General features: G+C 72.4%; 14 protein-coding genes. 5 read left to right on the top strand and 9 right to left on the bottom strand.

What is annotated here, in order from left to right; translation table 11 throughout:
• Positions 1-128: 128 nt before the first annotated feature.
• Positions 129-809, bottom strand: a complete 681-nt coding sequence (locus OOJ98_RS17840; protein WP_267055881.1) for a response regulator transcription factor — start codon at positions 807-809, stop codon at positions 129-131.
• Complete coding sequence (locus OOJ98_RS17835) at positions 806-2,089, bottom strand: PspC domain-containing protein (protein WP_267055880.1); 1,284 nt, start codon at positions 2,087-2,089, stop codon at positions 806-808. The genes OOJ98_RS17840 and OOJ98_RS17835 overlap by 4 nt, the downstream gene beginning before the upstream one ends.
• A gap of 258 nt (positions 2,090-2,347) precedes the next feature.
• Here OOJ98_RS17835 and OOJ98_RS17830 point away from each other — a divergent pair, with 258 nt between their 5' ends.
• Together OOJ98_RS17830 and OOJ98_RS17825 are read left to right on the top strand one after the other, a co-directional pair.
• Positions 2,348-3,637 carry a PspC domain-containing protein gene (locus tag OOJ98_RS17830; protein ID WP_267055879.1) on the top strand — a complete coding sequence of 430 codons (1,290 nt, stop codon included), beginning with the start codon at positions 2,348-2,350 and terminating at the stop codon, positions 3,635-3,637.
• On the top strand, positions 3,624-3,887 hold the full coding sequence (locus OOJ98_RS17825; RefSeq protein ID WP_267055878.1) for a hypothetical protein: 264 nt from the start codon (positions 3,624-3,626) through the stop codon (positions 3,885-3,887). Before OOJ98_RS17830 ends, OOJ98_RS17825 begins: the two co-directional genes overlap by 14 nt.
• On the opposite strand, the gene OOJ98_RS17820 is transcribed toward OOJ98_RS17825, so the two are convergent.
• A complete protein-coding gene (locus OOJ98_RS17820) occupies positions 3,794-4,309 on the bottom strand; it encodes a DoxX family protein (protein ID WP_267055877.1) in 516 nt (171 codons plus the stop codon). The two genes, OOJ98_RS17825 and OOJ98_RS17820, sit on opposite strands and share 94 nt — an antisense overlap.
• A 97-nt stretch (positions 4,310-4,406) precedes the next feature.
• Positions 4,407-5,651 carry a hypothetical protein gene (locus OOJ98_RS17815; protein WP_267055876.1) on the bottom strand — a complete coding sequence of 415 codons (1,245 nt, stop codon included), beginning with the start codon at positions 5,649-5,651 and terminating at the stop codon, positions 4,407-4,409.
• Between the two features lie 333 nt (positions 5,652-5,984).
• On the opposite strand from OOJ98_RS17815, the gene OOJ98_RS17810 reads away from it, so the two are divergent.
• Together OOJ98_RS17810 and OOJ98_RS17805 are read left to right on the top strand one after the other, a co-directional pair.
• Complete coding sequence (locus OOJ98_RS17810; protein WP_267055875.1) at positions 5,985-6,593, top strand: TerD family protein; 609 nt, start codon at positions 5,985-5,987, stop codon at positions 6,591-6,593.
• Positions 6,594-6,648: 55 nt separating this feature from the next.
• Positions 6,649-7,035: a hypothetical protein gene (locus OOJ98_RS17805; RefSeq protein WP_267055874.1), complete on the top strand. Its 387-nt coding sequence runs from the start codon at positions 6,649-6,651 to the stop codon at positions 7,033-7,035.
• 82 nt (positions 7,036-7,117) lie between these two features.
• Here the strand turns inward: OOJ98_RS17805 and guaA are convergent, their stop codons facing one another.
• Positions 7,118-8,707 (bottom strand): glutamine-hydrolyzing GMP synthase, encoded by a 1,590-nt coding sequence (gene guaA, locus OOJ98_RS17800; protein ID WP_267055873.1) that lies wholly within the window; start codon positions 8,705-8,707, stop codon positions 7,118-7,120.
• A gap of 321 nt (positions 8,708-9,028) precedes the next feature.
• Between guaA and OOJ98_RS17795 the strand changes: the two genes are divergently transcribed.
• The gene (locus OOJ98_RS17795; RefSeq protein ID WP_267055872.1) at positions 9,029-9,361 is read left to right on the top strand and encodes a chorismate mutase; all 333 of its coding nucleotides are present in this window, start codon (positions 9,029-9,031) and stop codon (positions 9,359-9,361) included.
• A 330-nt stretch (positions 9,362-9,691) separates the two neighbouring features.
• Here OOJ98_RS17795 and OOJ98_RS17790 read toward each other — a convergent pair whose 3' ends face one another.
• From OOJ98_RS17790 to OOJ98_RS17775, 4 genes are all read right to left on the bottom strand, one after another.
• Entirely contained in the window at positions 9,692-10,885 is a 1,194-nt protein-coding gene (locus OOJ98_RS17790) for a hypothetical protein (protein WP_267055871.1), read from the bottom strand.
• A 315-nt stretch (positions 10,886-11,200) separates the two neighbouring features.
• Positions 11,201-13,054, bottom strand: a complete 1,854-nt coding sequence (locus OOJ98_RS17785; protein ID WP_267055870.1) for a GMC family oxidoreductase — start codon at positions 13,052-13,054, stop codon at positions 11,201-11,203.
• Positions 13,055-13,116: 62 nt separating this feature from the next.
• A complete protein-coding gene (locus OOJ98_RS17780; RefSeq protein WP_267055869.1) occupies positions 13,117-14,745 on the bottom strand; it encodes a succinic semialdehyde dehydrogenase in 1,629 nt (542 codons plus the stop codon).
• Positions 14,746-14,909: 164 nt separating this feature from the next.
• A complete protein-coding gene (locus OOJ98_RS17775) occupies positions 14,910-16,604 on the bottom strand; it encodes a serine/threonine-protein kinase (RefSeq protein ID WP_267055868.1) in 1,695 nt (564 codons plus the stop codon).
• Positions 16,605-16,662 lie beyond the last annotated feature (58 nt).

Genomic DNA, 16,662 nt, shown 5'->3' with positions numbered 1-16,662 from the left:
AAGAGTGACATGAGCGCGCCCGGGTTGCCGGTTTTGCCATGGTTTTACGCGGGTGAAACCACACGCGGGTGGACCGTACGGATGCCTCCGAGCGCGGAACCAGCGGCGCGGAACCAGGAGCCCGGAACTCAGACCAGCCGTCGTGCCGTCGCCCACCGGGTCAGCTCGTGGCGGTTGGAGAGCTGGAGCTTGCGCAGCACCGCCGAGACGTGCGACTCGACCGTCTTGACGGAGATGAAGAGCTGCTTGGCGATCTCCTTGTAGGCGTAGCCCCGGGCGATCAGGCGCAGCACCTCGCGCTCGCGCTGGGTGAGGCGGTCCATGTCCTCGTCCGCCGGCGGCGCGTCCGTGGAGGCGAACGCGTCGAGGACGAAGCCCGCGAGGCGCGGCGAGAACACCGCGTCGCCGTCCTGCACCCGGAAGATCGAGTCGATGAGGTCGGCGCCGGTGATGGTCTTGGTGACGTAGCCGCGAGCGCCGCCACGGATCACCCCGATCACGTCCTCCGCCGCGTCCGAGACGGACAGCGCCAGGAAGCGCACCGGGTTCTCGGGATCGGCCATCATCGCCGCCGAGCGGCGCAGCACCTCGACGCCGCCGCCACCGGGCAGATGGACGTCGAGCAGCACCACCTCGGGGCGGGTCGCGGTGATGACCGTGACCGCCTGGTCGACGTCGGCGGCCTCGCCGACCACCTCGACGCCCGTGGTCTCGGTCCGGCCGATCTCCGCCTGGACTCCGGTGCGGAACATCCGGTGGTCGTCGACGAGGACCACCCTGACCTGACGGCCTGTCGTTTCCTCGGTCATCCCTGTGCCCTCTCCATCTCCAGCTCGACCTCCGTGCCCCCGCCGGGCACCGAACGCAGCCTCGCCGTACCGCCGTTGCGCTGCATCCGGCCGATGATTGATTCTCGTACGCCCATCCGGTCACCGGGCACCGCGTCCAGGTCGAATCCGGGTCCCCGGTCGCGTACCGAGACGAAGACCGTGCGACCCTCGACCTCCGCGTACACCTGGACGGCGCCGCCCTCGCCACCGTACTTGGCCGCGTTGACCATTGCCTCGCGTGCGGCCTGCATCTGTGCGGACAGGCCGTCGTCCAGCGGGCAGTCGCCGACGACGACCACCTCGATGGGGACTCCGTGCTTGTCCTCGACCTCGGCCGCCGCCTTCTTCACGGCCTCGGCCAGCGTCCGGGGCTCCTCCTCCTTGTCCTTTCCCGTGCCTTCCGGCTTGTAGAGCCAGGCCCGCAACTCCCGCTCCTGGGCCCGCGCCAGGCGCCGGACCTCTCCGACGTTCTCCGCGTTGCGCTGGATCAGGGTCAGGGTGTGCAGCACCGAGTCGTGGACATGGGCGGCGACTTCGGCCCGCTCCTGGGCGCGGATGCGCATCAGGCGCTCCTCGGACAGGTCCTGCGTCATGCGCACCAGGTAGGGCCCGGCGAGCAGCGCGATGCCCGCGAGGACGGCTATCGCCGCGGTCAGGACGTTGCCGAGCTGCGCGGCCGAGCCGTTGACCACCACGAATCCGGTCAGGCCGGTGCCGACCAGGGCGACCCCGGCCAGGCCCCGCGCCACCGGGAGCCAGCGGCTGCGGCGGGCGCCCTCGGTCCAGCGGGCCCGGCGCGTGTTGTCGGCCTGGCGCCACACCAGGATGACGCCGACGCCGATGAGGAGGCTGGGCAGGACGTACGGATTGGCCCAGCCGCCCACGTCCACCTTGGAGGCGAAGATCGCGGCGCCGAAGACCAGCGCGATCAACGCGACGACCTGCCCCTTGTCGGGCTTGCGCAGCCGGCGCCGGCCGTCCGCGCTCATCTCGAACGCGGAGCGCTGCCCCGTCGTCGTACCGCCGAGGCCGAGCGGCACCACGAACCAGAACGCCGCGTAGAGCAGCGCCCCCAGGCCGTTGACCGACAGCAGCCCCAGGAAGACGATCCGCACCCACACCACCGGAAGGCCGAGGTGTCCGGCGAGCCCGCGCGCGACGCCGCCGAGCATCCGCCCCTCGGCGGAGCGGTACAGCTTGCGGACCGGCGCCTCGTCGGCCTCGGGCGGCGACGACAGGCGGGGGGTGGCGACTGGCATACCCCGATCGTCACACGGCCGCGGCCCCCGGAGCATCAGGGTTGGCCCCCAGGCTTCCCTGAGGCCGGCCCCCGCACGAGAGGGGGGCCACCTCCCCTCCCCGGGGGAGCACCCGGACCTTCCGCGGAGGAGCCCGGGGCCCCCGCACGGGGGAGCCTCGGGGATCGAAATCAGGGAGAGGCCAGGGTCGGGGCGGGTGCCGTGTGCCGCATGGGCCCGTCACCATGTACGTATGAGCACGCCGACCGAGGTGTCCGTATGAGCACACCGACCGAGACGCCCCTCGCGCCGACCGACCCGGCCCCCGGGCCCCCGCAGCTGCGCCGCAGCGGCCGCAACAAGGTCATCGGCGGGGTCTGTGGCGGGCTCGGCCGGTACTGCGACCTCGACCCGGTGATCTTCCGCATCGCGCTCGGTGTGCTCGCGGCCACCGGCGGCCTCGGGCTGGTCCTGTACGGCTTCGCCTGGCTGCTCCTGCCGCTCGACGGCGAGGAGGAGAACGAGGCCAGGCGCCTGCTCACCGGCCGCGTCGAGGGCGCGGCGCTCGTCGCCGTCCTGATGGCCCTGGCCGGCTGCGGGATCTTTTTGACGATGCTGAAGAACGGCCCGGTGATGACGTTCGCCGTGCTGCTCGTCCTGCTCACCGCGGGGGCGGGCGTCTGGTCGCAACGCCGCGCGGCGACCCCGGCGGACACCCCGCTCGACCCGGCCGCGGCCCAGGCCGTGGCGGACGCGCCGCCCGAGACGAAGGCGCCGCCCACGCCGTCCCCGCCGTCCTGGTGGCGGGACCCGATCATCAAGGACGGCACCACGGGCCCGGTCGCCACGGGCTACCTGTGGGGCCCCGCCGACGCGTGCGAGGTCCCGGCCGCCAAGCCCGGCAGAGCCGCGAAGGCGGCGGTGCGCGCCGACCGGGGGCCGCGTCCCATCGGCGGTCCCGTCCTCCTCGCGGCGCTGCTCGCCTTCGGCGCGGGCCTCGGTGCCCGCTGGGGCCACCAGCCGCTCGGCACCGGCCTGCAGATCGGGTTCGCTGCCGCGCTCGCCGTGTTCGGGCTCGGCCTGCTGCTCAGTTCGGTCGTCGGCCGCACGGGCTTCGGCACCCTTTTCCTCGCGGTGCTCACGGCGGCCCTGCTGGCCGGCTCCGCCGCGCTCCCCAAGACCATCGACACGCACTGGCGACGGACGGGCTGGACGCCGGCCGCGATCGGCGAGGTGCGGCCCGAGTACCGGCTCGGCACGGGCGTCGCCACCCTCGACCTCAGCCGGATCACCGTGCCGGCGGGACAGACCCTCACGACCCGCGCGGAGGTCGGCGCAGGCCGCGCCAGGGTCGTCGTACCGAAGGACGTGACCGTGAAGGTGAGCTTCGACCTCGGCGTCGCCGACATCCGGCTGCCCGGCGAGAAACCGGACGACCTGAGGATCTCGGCGGACGACAAGGGCACGACCACGCTGGCGCCGCCGGCCGGCACCACCCCGTCCGGCACCCTGGAGCTGCGTCTCGCGGTCGCCGTCGGCCAGGCGGAGGTCGACCGTGCCGCGTCATGAGTTCCGCCCCGGCCGGGTCGTCGCCGGGCTCGCCCTGATCGCCACCGCCGTGCTGTTCGCCGGGGACGCGGCGGGCCGCTGGAACACCCCGTCGCCGGTCGCGGTCCCGCTGATCTGCGGCGGCCTCGGGATCGCGTCCCTGGTGAGCTGGGTCGACTACGGGTTCCGGCGGCGCCGCCTGGCCAGGAAGGCGTCGGCGGAGAGCAGGGGCGTCCCGGCCAGCACCAGCGGCAGCCACGCCATCAAGTAGGCCAGGTCGTTGCCGTAGTAGTACGGGGTCGTCTGCCAGCTCACCGTCAGCCACAGGGAGAGCGAGATGAGGGCCCCGCCCAGCGCGGCGATCCGCCCGAACAGGCCGAGCAGGGTGCCGATGCCGACGGCCAGCTCGCCCAGCGCGATGGCGTACCCGAAACCGACGGGGCTCTTGAGGGCGAGGTCCACGAGGGCGGGGATCGCGGCGCTGTCCCGCACCCCGTGCATCAGTTCGCCGATGGAGCCGGTCCCGCTCGCGTGCAGGAACGAGCTGTCCGTGAGCTTGTCGAGGCCGGCGTAGATGAACGTCACCCCGAGGAAGACGCGCAGCGGCACCAGTGCGTACGTCCGGGCCGTGGCCCGCCATCCCCGGGCCCGGCCCGCCCCGGCCCGCTCTCCGGTCGCATATCCATGAGACATGGCTGATCCCGCCTCCATCCGATTCACCTGTCACCAGACGATACGGACGGGGGGAACGCGTGTCTCAATCCCCCACCGGCAGCCGCTCCGCGTCGCGCTAGTCGGCGACCTCCACCAGCACCCCGTTGGTCTCCACCCCGGCGGCCGTCACGACCCGCACCTCCACCCGCCCCGCCTCGACGTCCACCGGAACCGGCACCGTCAGCACCGTGTCCGTCGGGTTGGCGAAGCCGCCCGGGACGGGGATCAGCGGGACGTGGACATGGACGGCGCCGATGCGCACCACCATCCGCGCGAGCCGGTCGGGGGTGCCGGCGCCGGGCGGCACGAAGCCGACACCCCGGATCTCGATGTCGTCGCCGGTCCTGATGGGTGCGTCCAGATCGCCGGCCTCCCGGGCCCGTACGACGGACAGGACCACCGGACGGCCGCCCTCCGCGTACTTCGCCGAGAGGTACGTCGCCGCCGACACCACGACGAGCACCGCCAGGCCCCAGGGCAGGTCGGGGAGTTGTTCGGGGCGGCGCGCCAGGCGTACGGCCGTGAAGAGGAGCGCGGCCAGGCTCGCCGCCACGTACTGGACGTCCGCGAAACTGCCCCGGCCCGCGTCGTCGGCCAGGAGGTCGGCGCCGCGCGGGCGGTCGGCCCGCACCTTCTGGAGGCGCTGTCCGAGGATGCGTACGGTCACGACCCTGCGGACCAGCACCGCGATCGACGAGGTGAGGAAGACGACGGTCAGCAGGCCGCCGCACCGGGCGAGTTCGAGGCCGTGCAGGACCCGCTCGCGTTCGGCGGCGTCCGACGCGGCGGCCAGGCGCAGGGCGAGGACCAGGGTCGTGAAGAGCGCGAAGAGGATCCAGGCCGTGGCGACCGCGCGTGAGGTCGACAGGCGGTTGTCCTCGCCGAGCACCGGGGCGAGCAAGCCGCCGCCCGAGCGGTGCAGGTACGCCGTGGTGGTGAGGAGGACCGCGACGGCGAGCGCGGCCAGGAGCCCGGCGGTGCGGGCCGCCGTCCAGCCCGCTCCGACGGCGGTGGACGCCTCGGCGAGGGCCAGGGCGACCACCGCGCCCCACACCACGGCGAGCGTCCCCCGCCACACCCGCTCCGGCCAGCTGCGGCCGGCTTCCCTGCCGCGCTCGGCCACCGCCCTTGCGGACTGGGTCAGTTCGTCCGAGACCCACTGCCGGGACGCTCCCGCGGAGTGGGCGAGGGCGGCCGGCAGGCCCTGGCCCGCGGCGAGCCCGTCCCGCTTGGCGAGGAACTCCGCCACCGCGCGCCGGTGCCCGTCCCGCGCGCCGTGCGCGCAGTCACCGCCGCATTGCCGAGCCTCCTGGACCGCCACCGGGACTCCGCCTTCCGTCAAACCCCTTGAACCGTGGAGGGAATTGTCGCGCACGAATCGCCCCCGGAGGCGGGTGCGGCCCGGCCCTGGGGGTGATTGACGCACCATCAAATTGACGTACTACGACACGAGTTCGGGAGCCGGGCGGGGCCTCCGACGTGCTCGACCGCCCTCGGAACCGCCTCCCCCATGTGAGGCGTGTGTGAAGGAAGGGACGGATGACGCCTCATGACGGTGCGACACCGAGCCCGCCTTTTTAACCCATCCGGATGATTGAATAGCGACATCACGTCACGTGACTTGACAAATCAGACACTGGAAAGGCTTCACATCATGACTACTCCGCCCACCCCCAGCGTCCTCACTCTGACCAAGGACCACGGCGCCGCCGACCTCGACGGTGTGACGAAGATGGGCATCGGCGCCTCCTGGGACACCACGTCCGGCGGGAGCGGCGCCCTGCTCGGCGCCCTGCGCAAGGCGCGCGGCACCGACCTGGACGTGTTCGCCATCCTCCTGAACGGCAACGACCCGGTGCGCTACGCCGGCCTGGACGTGACCGACCCCCTCCAGAACGGCGCCGTGACGTCCACCGGCGACAACCAGACCGGGCGCGGCGACGGCGACGACGAGCTGATCGAGGTCACCTTCGACCGGGTGCCGGCGCAGGTCACCAGCATCGTGTTCATCTGCGCCGCCTACAAGAAGGGCAGCGACTTCAAGAAGGCCGCCAACGTGTCCTTCAAGGTCTACGACAGCACCGGCGGCTCCACCCAGCAGGTCGCCGACATATGGCCCTCGCTCCTGGGCTCCGGCAACGCCATCGCCGTCGCGAAGGCCTACCGCGTGGGCGCGTCCTGGAAGCTGGAGGTCATCAACACCCGCGGCACGGTCAAGCAGGGCGATCAGGAGAGCCTGCTGCGCTTCGCGGTCAACAAGTAGGACCCCGCACGGATCTTCTCGTCGCCGCCCGCTCGTGCCATCGTGATCTGACTGGATGTCAGACAGCGGACTGGGCGAGTGGGAGGTCACTGACGTGGCGCAGGACTGGACGGCGGTCTATCTGGCACACCGCGAGACGTACGCCGCGTTCTTGACCGCGACGGACATGGAGGCCCGGGTGTCGTGGCACCGCTGGCGCGGCGAGTACGAGGACGGGCAGCAGGCGCTCGCCGCGACCGATGCCGCCTTCTCGACGACACAGGCCGCCTTCAACATGATCGATCTGGAGGCCGTGGGCGCGGCCGCGGAGGCCGCGGCGCTCGTGGCGGCGATCCGGGCCATGCACGAGGCCGACGAGGAGCCGCCCGGCGTCTGGGAGGACTTCACCCGGCTCCGTACGGAGTTCATCGCGGCGGCGCGGGAGCACCTCAAGGCGCACTGAGCGGGCCCGGCACGACGACGGCGCCGCCCCGGGTGAGGGGCGACGCCGTCGGCCGTGCGGTGGAGCTACTCCCGGTACCGGGTCACTCCCACTCGATGGTGCCCGGCGGCTTGCTCGTCACGTCGAGGACGACGCGGTTGACGTCGGCGACCTCGTTGGTGATGCGGGTGGAGATCTTCGCGAGCACGTCGTACGGCATCCGCGTCCAGTCCGCCGTCATGGCGTCCTCGGAGGAGACCGGGCGCAGCACGATCGGGTGGCCGTAGGTCCGGCCGTCGCCCTGGACGCCCACCGAGCGCACATCGGCGAGCAGCACGACCGGGCACTGCCAGATCTCGCGGTCGAGGCCGGCCGCGGTCAGCTCCTCGCGGGCGATCGCGTCGGCCTCGCGCAGCAGGTCGAGGCGGTCCTTGGTGACCTCGCCGACGATGCGGATACCGAGGCCGGGGCCGGGGAACGGCTGGCGCTGGACGATCTCGTCCGGCAGGCCGAGCTCCTGGCCGACCATGCGGACCTCGTCCTTGAACAGCTTGCGCAGCGGCTCGACGAGCTCGAACTCGATGTCGTCGGGCAGGCCGCCCACGTTGTGGTGCGACTTGATGTTCGCCGTGCCGGTGCCGCCGCCGGACTCGACGACGTCCGGGTAGAGGGTGCCCTGCACGAGGAAGGCGACCTCGGGGCCGTCCTCCTGGAGGATCTCCAGCTGGGCCTGCTCGAAGACGCGGATGAACTCACGGCCGATGATCTTGCGCTTCTCCTCGGGGTCGGAGACCCCGGCCAGCGCGTTCAGGAAGCGTTCCTGCGCGTCGACGACCTTCAGGTTGGCGCCGGTCGCGGCCACGAAGTCCTTCTCGACCTGCTCGGTCTCGCCCTTGCGCATCAGACCGTGGTCGACGTACACGCAGGTGAGCTGGGAGCCGATGGCCTTCTGCACGAGGGCGGCGGCGACCGCGGAGTCCACCCCGCCGGACAGCCCGCAGATGGCGCGCTTGGTGCCGACCTGCTCGCGGATGAGGGCGACCTGCTCCTCGACGACGTTGTGCGTCGTCCACGTCGGCTCGATGCCGGCGCCGCGGTAGAGGAAGTGCTCCAGGATCTGCTGGCCGTGCGTGGAGTGCAGCACCTCGGGGTGGTACTGGACGCCGTACAGCTTCTTCTCGTCGTTCTCGAAGGCGGCGACGGGAACGACGTCGGTGGAGGCCGTCACCGCGAAGCCCTCGGGCGCCGCCGAGCAGGCGTCGCCGTGCGACATCCACACCGACTGCTCGGCCGGGGTGCCCTCGAAGAGCGTGGAGCCCTGCTTGGAGACGGTCAGCGGGGTGCGGCCGTACTCGCGGGCGCCGTTGTCGTCGACCGTGCCGCCGAGCGTGGTCGCCATCAGCTGGAAGCCGTAGCACATGCCGAAGACCGGCACCCCGGCCTCGAAGATCGCGCGGTCCAGGCGCGGGGCGCCCTCGGCGTAGACGGAGGACGGGCCGCCGGAGAGGATGATCGCCTTGGGGTTCTTGGCCAGCATCTCGGCCACGGGCATGCTGCTCGGGACGATCTCGCTGTAGACCCGGGCCTCGCGGACGCGGCGGGCGATGAGCTGGGCGTACTGCGCGCCGAAGTCGACGACCAGGACGACGTCCGGGTTGTTGTCGGGCGCGGCTGCGGAGGGTGCTGCTGGCACGGGTGGCGGCCTTCCGGCGGTGGGAGGGGGTCGGTATTTGTCGATTCTACCGGGGCGGGCGGTGGCCCTTTCGTCTCACCATCCGAACCGGGATTGGCCCGCCTTGGTGGCGCCGGTCCATACTGTGCCCATGCGCGAGCACCAGACCTTCGTCTTTACCTATGGCACCCGGCCCGCCGGGCGCCATGGGAACGTCGGTTGTGCTGCTTGAGCATCTGACAAGCGACTTCCCCTGAGCGCCCCGGGCCGACAAGGCCCGGGGCGCTCAGTGTTTTCCGGTCCTTGCCGATCCGGGGCGCCCCATCCCTTCGAGGAGCCCCCATGACCCTCTCCGCCACCACCGCGACCGTCGCCGCCCCGCACCCCGCGGACCGGGCCGTCGCCGAACGGACCGGCGCCCGCACCGACGAGGCCGCCGCGGTGATCACCGGAGCGCGCGAACGCATCGACGCGCTCGACGACCGCATCATCGGCCTGATCCAGGAACGCATGGCCGTCTCGTCCGTCATCCAGGAGTCCCGCATCGCCTCCGGCGGGCGCCGGGTCAACCTCAACCGCGAGATGGAGGTCCTGGCCCACTTCAGCGACGCCCTGGGCAGGCCCGGCACCGCCCTCGCGATGACGGTGCTGGAGCTGTGCCGGGGCCGTATCTGAGTTCGGGCGCTCCTCACCCGTACGGCGCCGTGACCGTCCCCGGCCCGGCTTCGTTGGTGGGGTGTCCGTGCCAGCCAGGGGCGGGCCCGAAGAAAACCACGCGTGGCTCCGCTGGGGCGTGTGACGTATCTGCAAGTACGTCGTGGGACCTCGCCCCAGTGTGCGTGACCGGACGGCAGGGGACAGCAGCCCGGTCACACCCAAGAGCGGTCGGTTCCGGGGACGCCCGGAACCGGCCGCATCCGGTCGGCCGACCGTCCCGGTCGCGGACCCGTCTCCAGCTCTTTTCCTCGACACACCTTTCACCGCACCCGGCCGGGCCGTACCGGCTCAGGTGCGGCTGACGACTCCGCACCCTTCCTGGCGCTTCGCGTCCAGCGGCTTGCTGCGGTCGTACGGGTCGACGGCCGGACCGCTCGGCGCGGGGCCCGTGTCGGGCTCACTGTGGAACTGCGGATGCGCGTAGCCGTCGTAGAGATCGCAGGCCGAGTTGGCGATGTCCACGTCGTACTTGGTGACCCAGAGCCTGCCGTTGGCGGACGCCCGTGCGTCCTCGCCGGCGATCTCGACGTCCAGGATCCGGCGCACGATCGTACGTTCCACCTCCTTCGAGCCCGGCGCGAATTCCACCAGCGGGTAGACGAAGGTGTAGTCGGCGTGGACGGTGACTCCCCCGCCGGACCTGGCGCCGAACGTCATGCGCCCGCGGGTCTTGACCACGTCCCCCACGAGCCTGACCTTCGTCGGGTCGAAGCGGGTGAAGAAGTTCAGCGGGTCGTGGTCCTCGTCCGGCTTGGTGAGCGCGGTGTCGAGGAAACCGAGGAAGTGCTTCTGCGCCGGGTCCATGAGGGCGAACGCCGCCTCCGGACGGCCGCCGCGCAGGGTGGCCGGATTCAGGTCGGCGTCGATGAGCAGGGCCCGGGTGTCGGCGAGGGCGGCGGCCACCCGCTTCTTCGGGACTCCGCCGAGCGCGGTGGCCTCGGGCGCCTCGATTCCGGCGGCGCCGTCCGCGTACTGGGCAGCGGGGGAGCCGCGGAACGGCTCCTTCAGCGTCGGCACGTCCGGGTCCGAGGACGGCGGGGCGCCGGTGGGGGCCCCGGTCTCCGCCGGGAGCGGGGACGCGGCGGTGTCACCGGAGCCGTCCTCGCCGGTCAGCACGGACAGGGCGCGGGCGGGGTTGAGCGCGACCAGCAGGAGGCCGGCGCACAGGACGATGCCGAGCAGGGCCCAGCCGCGGCGCTTGCGCGCGGCCCGCCCGTTCATCTCCTGCCAGGCCGGCCCGGTGCGCCATCCCTCCGGCTCGGCCGGGCGCCGCTTGTCCTTGCGGCCGCGGCCCTTCGCCTCGGCGGCGTCCCGCTCCTTGCGCAGCCGGTCCGTCACGAGCCGGGCGCGGGCCGAGGGCTCCTTGGGAGCGGCGGACGTCTTGATGTCCAGCTCGCTGTCGCGGACGAACCGCTCCCACACCTCGTCCGACACCGCGTCGTCACCCGACGACCCTCCCGGGGGCGGCTGCTTCTCACTCACGTGGTCCTCTTGACATGTCCTGGGCGGCACGGGCGGCCGCGGCAGCCGTTCGACATGCGGAACCGGGCGATGGTTGCCCTCACCCGGAAGTGGCGTGGATCACATAAGGATTTCGTGAAGGTGGACAACCATTCACGTCCGTCACAGGTCATGCAGTCGGAACCAACAGCCTCGCCCGTTTTCTGTTCACGCCTGCGGGGCTCCACCAGGTCTCCGCGCATGAGAGAGGCGCTGCACTCGGAGGGGGGTGCAGCGCCTCTCGCCGCGTCCGGACCGGGGCGAGCCCGGCCCGCCGTGCGGTCGCGACCGCGGTCGCTACGGCTTCGGCTTCGGGGCCTCCGCCGTCTCCTGCGCCGTCTTCGCCCGCGCCTGCTTCTTCGGCGGCACCTGCGGCAGGCCGAGGAACGGCAGCTTCAGCGCGCCGAACGCCTCCGCCGGAACCGCCGGCGTCCTGGGCTCGACCGGAGCGAGCCGGACATAGGCGGCGCCCTGCGCCGGACGGAGGTCCTCCTCGCCCTTGTTCGGCCACAGCGACATCGCCCGCTCGGCCTGCGCGGTGATCGTCAGGGACGGGTTCACCCCGAGGTTGGCCGAGACGGCCGCGCCGTCGACCACCGAGATCCCCGGGTGCCCGTACAGCCGGTGGTACGGGTCGATCACGCCGGTCTCGGCCGAGTCGCCGATCGGGCAGCCGCCGAGGAAGTGCGCGGTGAGCGGGGTGCCCATCAGTTCACCGACGTTGGACCCCGCGAAGCCGTTGATCTCCGCCGCGATCGCTGCGGCTCCCTGGGTGGCCGCCTTGATCTGCTTGGGGTTGGGCGCGCCGTGCCCCTGCTCCGCGGTCAGCAGGCCCTTGCCCACACCGTCCCGCTTGAGGTGCGTGGTGAGCGAATTGTCGAGTGACTGCATGACCAAGCCGATGATCGTTCGCTCGGACCAGTGGTGATTGCTGATCGAACGGGCGAGGAGCAGGGGGTGCTTGGCCGCGTTGCCGAGCCAGTTGCGGACCCGGTTGACGCCGTACGGCACCTGGAGGATCGACATGCTGCCCATCGCGTTCGAGCCCTTGCCGTAGCGGACGGGCTCGATGTGGGTGTTCTCGTCCGGATGGATCGAGGAGGTGATGGCGACGCCCCGGGTGAAGTCGACCCTGGGCGCGCCGTGCTGCTTGCGGTAGCGGCGGCCGGTGGTCTGCGCGCCGACGAGCGCCTCGGAGTTGGTACGGGTCAGCTCACCCAACCGCTTCGATATGTAAGGGAGTTGACCGCCGGCCTTCATCCGGTGCAGCAGGGTCTGGGTGCCGTAGGTGCCTGCCGCGACGACCACGTGGCGGGCGGTGAACAGGCGGCCCGCGGCTCCCTTGCGGTCGGTGGGCAGCGTCGCCACGGCGTGGCCGCCGCGCGAGTCGCCGGTCACCGAGACGACCGTCGTCATGGGGTGGACGACCGCGCCCGCCCTCTCGGCGAGGTACAGGTAGTTCTCGTTGAGGGTGTTCTTCGCGCCGTGCCGGCACCCCGTCATGCACTCGCCGCACTCGGTGCACGCCTTGCGGGAGGGGCCCGCGCCGCCGAAGTACGGGTCGTCGACGGCCGCACCGGGGCGGGCCTTCGCCGTGCCGTCGCCGTCCTGGCCGTCGCCGAAGAAGACCCCGACGGGCGCCATGTGGAAGGTGTCGCCGACCCCCATGCGCTGGGCCGCGGCCTTGAGGTGGACGTCGGAGGGGGTCATCGTCGGGTTGAGGCGCACCCCGAGCATGCGCCGCGCCTGGTCGTAGTAGGGCGCGAGCTCGTCCTGCCAGTCGGTGATGTCCTTCCACTGCGGGTCGTCGAAGAACTGCCGCGGCGGCACGTAGAGGGTGTTGGCGTAGTTGAGCGAGCCGCCGCCCACGCCGGCGCCGGCGAGGACCATCACATTGCCCAGGAGATGGACGCGCTGGATGCCGTACAGGCCGAGCCTGGGCGCCCACAGGTAGTTCTTGATGTCCCAGGAGTTCTTCGGCAGGGTCGCCGCGGTGAAGCGGCGGCCCGCTTCGAGCACACCGACCCGGTACCCCTTCTCGGTCAGCCGCAGCGCCGTCACCGAGCCGCCGAAGCCCGAGCCGACCACGACGACGTCGTAGTCGTACCGGCCGTCCTCGTCCGGATTCTGCGCTGGGGGTACCTGGGACATGGCTCTCCTCGTGCACGGGGGCGGACTGGTCTTCGGCGGGAGCGGAATCCGGAAGGGACGGCCTAGCGCAGACGCAGCGCCTTCATCGCCTTGAGACTGCGGGTCATGAAGGCCGCGTACTTCTCGTCGTCCATGCCGAAGGAGGGGGCGAGCGGCATGAGGCGCTGCTGGGCCACGGTCTGCGCCTCGGTGTACTTGAGGATGCCCTCGGAGCCGTGCCGGCGGCCGAGCCCGGAGTCCTTCATGCCGCCCATCGGCGACTGGACGCTGCCGTAGGCGGGGGCGTACCCCTCGTTGATGTTGACCGTGCCGGTGCTCAGCTTCGCCGCCACGTCGTGGCCGCGGCGCGAATCCTTGGTCCACACCGAGGAGTTGAGGCCGTACGGCGTGCCGTTGGCCTGCTCGATCACCTCGTCCTCGTCGGTGAAGCGGTAGATGGAGACGACCGGCCCGAAGGTCTCCTCGGTGCACACCGCCATGGGGGCCTCGACGCCGTCCAGGATGGTGGGCTCGTAGAAGAGGGGGCCGATGTCGGGGCGGGCCACGCCGCCGGCGACGAGCCTGGCGCCCTTGGCGACTGCCTCGTCGACGTGCCGGGTGACGGTCTCCAGCTGGCGCTCGCCGACCAGCGAGCCCATGTCCGCTCCGTACGCCAGCGATCGGCCGAGCCGCATCGCCTTCGTCCGTGCGGCGAACCGGTCGAGGAAGGCGTCGGCGATCGACGCGTGCACGTACAGTCGTTCGATCGAGATGCAGAGCTGGCCCGCGGAGGAGAAGCACGCGCGGACCGCGCCCGCGGCCGCCTTCTCCACGTCGGCGTCGCGCAGCACGAGCATCGCGTTCTTGCCGCCCAACTCCAGTGATACGCCCACCAGTCGGGCCGCGGCGCCCTGGGCGACCTCGCGGCCGGTGCGGGTCGAGCCGGTGAAGGAGACGTAGTCGGCGTGCTTGACGACCTCGGGGCCGACGACGGGGCCGTCGCCGATGACGACCTGGAAGACCTCGGCGGGCAGGCCCGCCTCGACGAGCAGGTCGCGCGCCCACAGGGCGGTGAGCGCGGTCTCGGCGTCGGGCTTCATCACGACGGCGTTGCCGGAGACGAACGCGGGCAGCGCGTCGCCCACCGACAGCTCCAGCGGGTAGTTCCAGGGCGCGATCTGCCCGACGACCCCGCGCGGCCGGCGCAGCTCGGTGACCTTGGTCAGGGTGGGCACGACGCCCGTGTGCCGCTTGGGCTTCAGGTAGGCGGGGGCCTTGCGCCCGTAGTGGCGGGCGGCGACCGCGACCGCCTGGACCTCCTCGTGCGCGTGCAGCCGCGCCTTGCCCGTCTCCAGCTGGATCAGGTCGAGCACCTCGGCCTGGCGGGCGAGCACCAGATCGTGGAAGCGGAGCAGTACGGCGGCCCGGACGCGCACCGGCGTCGCGGCCCAGGCGTGCTGCGCCGCGCGGGCGCGCGCGAACGCCTCGGCGACGTCCTCGGGGGTGGACTCGGGCAGGTCGGCGAGCTTCTCCCCGTTGAACGGCGTGTGGTTGGCGGTCCGCCCCGAGCCGACCACGCCCCGGGTGAGCTGGGCGACGAGCTGCGCCGTGACCACGTCGGCGGCGGTGCGCGCGCCCGCCGGGGCCGGGGCCACCGGGTTGGTTCCGGCGGGCGTGCGGGTGGTCGTGGGCGAGGCCTGCGAGTCCGTCATGGGGGGAGCGTATGCCGGGACGGGCACTTTCGGTACCCGTCGGTAACAGGTTTTCGGACCTCTTCGATCATGCCAGCGATCACTGGCCGCATAAGTGCTGATCAGCGACTTATGGCGGGTGGTGACGGATCAGGGCGGATCCGGAACGATGAGGACCGCCTCGGTCACAGGCCGTGGATCTTCAGCCCCTTCTCGACCTCGGCGAAGAGCGCCGCGCCGTCCTCGGACGCCTTGCCCGCCGCCGGCATCGAGACGCGCAGCCGCCAGTAGCCCGTTCCCGCGCCCGGCACGAGCAGCTCGTGGTAGCGGTAGCGGACCGGGTGGGTGGCCGACGACGAGATCGGGGTGTACTCCGTGACCAGGTCGTACGCCCTCCTGCCCTGGTGCTCGACGGTCGTGGTGGTCACCTTGGCGTCCTTGAACTCGACGCCGTTCCTGCCGCCCTTTTCGTAGTACGCCTTCCAGGCCTCGGGGTCGGCGGGCAGCGTGGGGTCGCCGCTCTTGTCGGTGGCCGGGTCGAGCCGGTCGGCGTAGATCGTGAAGACGGCGCTCGGATCGTCGTACGTGACGCTGTCGCCGTCGCTGCCCTGGGTGCGGGCGTAGTCGTCGGGGACGGTCATGTCGGCGTGCAGCACCTCGTTCTCGGGCCGGACCTGCCACCCGGCGGGCAGCCCTCCGCCACCGCCGAAGGGGTTCGCGAGCAGCAGCACGAGCACGGCCGCCGCGGCCACGAAGCCGCCGCCGAGCCCGTACCGCGCACGGCGGCTCCCGGCGAGGACCGGCGGCACCCAGCGGCTCGCGCCGGACGGCGTCCCGCCCGCGGCGGACCGGCCGTCCCCTCCCCCGGGCCCTTGGGCCGTCGAGGACGCGGCCCGCGCGGGGGCGGCGACGGCCTCCAGCGCGGCCCTGACCTCCGCCGACGACGGCCTGGCCGCGGGGTCCTTGCGCAGCAGCTGCATGACGAGGGTGCCGAACGCGCCGGAGCCGCGAGCCGGCATCTGCGGCTCGGCGGAGAGCACGGCCTGGAGCGTGGCCGGGGCGTTGCTGCGCCGGTAGGGCGACATGCCCTCGACCGCCGCGTACAGCACGACGCCGAGCGACCACAGGTCGGACTCGGGGCCCGGCCGCCGGCCCAGCACGCGTTCCGGCGCGATGAATTCGGGCGAGCCGATCAGCGCGCCGGTCTCGGTCAGGCCCTGCTCGCCCTCGACCTGGGCGATCCCGAAGTCGGTGAGCACGACCCGGTCCCCGCGCCCGAGCAGCACATTGGCCGGCTTGACGTCGCGGTGCAGGACGCCGGCCTCGTGTGCCGCGGCGAGCACGGCGATACCGATCCTGGCCGCCTCGCGGACATCGAGCGTGCCCTCCTGGAGCCGGTCGGCGAGCGACGGGCCGCGGACGAGCTCCATCACGATCCACGGCCTGCCGTCCTCCATGACGACGTCGTGCACGGTGACCACGGACGGATGCTCGATGCGGGCCGCGGCGCGGGCCTCGCGCCGCATGCGCAGATGGACGGTGGCCCGGTCGCCCTCCCCCAAGTGGTCCGGCACGCGGGGCTCCTTGACCGCCACGTCCCGCTCGACGACCTCGTCGCGGGCCCGCCAGACCGTGCCCATCCCGCCGTGCCCGAGCCGTGCGACGAGCCGGTACCGGCCGCCCAGCAGCCGGCCGGCGCCGTCCTCGACGGGCCCCCGCCCTGTCGGCTCGTGGGCCGCCTCGTGCGGCTGCGCCGGCGCGTACGGCACCGGGCGGTGCGGCGCCGGGTCGTGCGGCTGCTGCCGCGGCACCGGAGCGGGCTCCGGGGGCCGCAGGGCGTAGCTGGTGGGCTCGTCCGCCCGCCCTCCGTCGTTCGTCATGCTCACATCCTGACGAACGGCCCGGCCCGGTGCCACGCCGGGCCCGGTGCGGATGCAG

It is taken from the genome of Streptomyces sp. NBC_00083 (genome assembly GCF_026343295.1).
GTDB lineage: Bacteria > Actinomycetota > Actinomycetes > Streptomycetales > Streptomycetaceae > Streptomyces.
This window is presented reverse-complemented; position numbering and strand designations above follow the sequence as displayed.

Bases quoted from the DNA above. Each gene is read 5' to 3' on its own strand.
- OOJ98_RS17840 (WP_267055881.1), bottom strand. From the start codon at position 809: ATGACCGAGGAAACGACAGGCCGTCAGGTCAGGGTGGTCCTCGTCGAC.
- OOJ98_RS17835 (WP_267055880.1), bottom strand. From the start codon at position 2,089: ATGCCAGTCGCCACCCCCCGCCTGTCGTCGCCGCCCGAGGCCGACGAG.
- OOJ98_RS17830 (WP_267055879.1), top strand. From the start codon at position 2,348: ATGAGCACACCGACCGAGACGCCCCTCGCGCCGACCGACCCGGCCCCC.
- OOJ98_RS17820 (WP_267055877.1), bottom strand. From the start codon at position 4,309: ATGTCTCATGGATATGCGACCGGAGAGCGGGCCGGGGCGGGCCGGGCC.
- OOJ98_RS17810 (WP_267055875.1), top strand. From the start codon at position 5,985: ATGACTACTCCGCCCACCCCCAGCGTCCTCACTCTGACCAAGGACCAC.
- OOJ98_RS17805 (WP_267055874.1), top strand. From the start codon at position 6,649: ATGTCAGACAGCGGACTGGGCGAGTGGGAGGTCACTGACGTGGCGCAG.
- OOJ98_RS17795 (WP_267055872.1), top strand. From the start codon at position 9,029: ATGACCCTCTCCGCCACCACCGCGACCGTCGCCGCCCCGCACCCCGCG.
- OOJ98_RS17785 (WP_267055870.1), bottom strand. From the start codon at position 13,054: ATGTCCCAGGTACCCCCAGCGCAGAATCCGGACGAGGACGGCCGGTAC.
- OOJ98_RS17780 (WP_267055869.1), bottom strand. From the start codon at position 14,745: ATGACGGACTCGCAGGCCTCGCCCACGACCACCCGCACGCCCGCCGGA.
- OOJ98_RS17775 (WP_267055868.1), bottom strand. From the start codon at position 16,604: ATGACGAACGACGGAGGGCGGGCGGACGAGCCCACCAGCTACGCCCTG.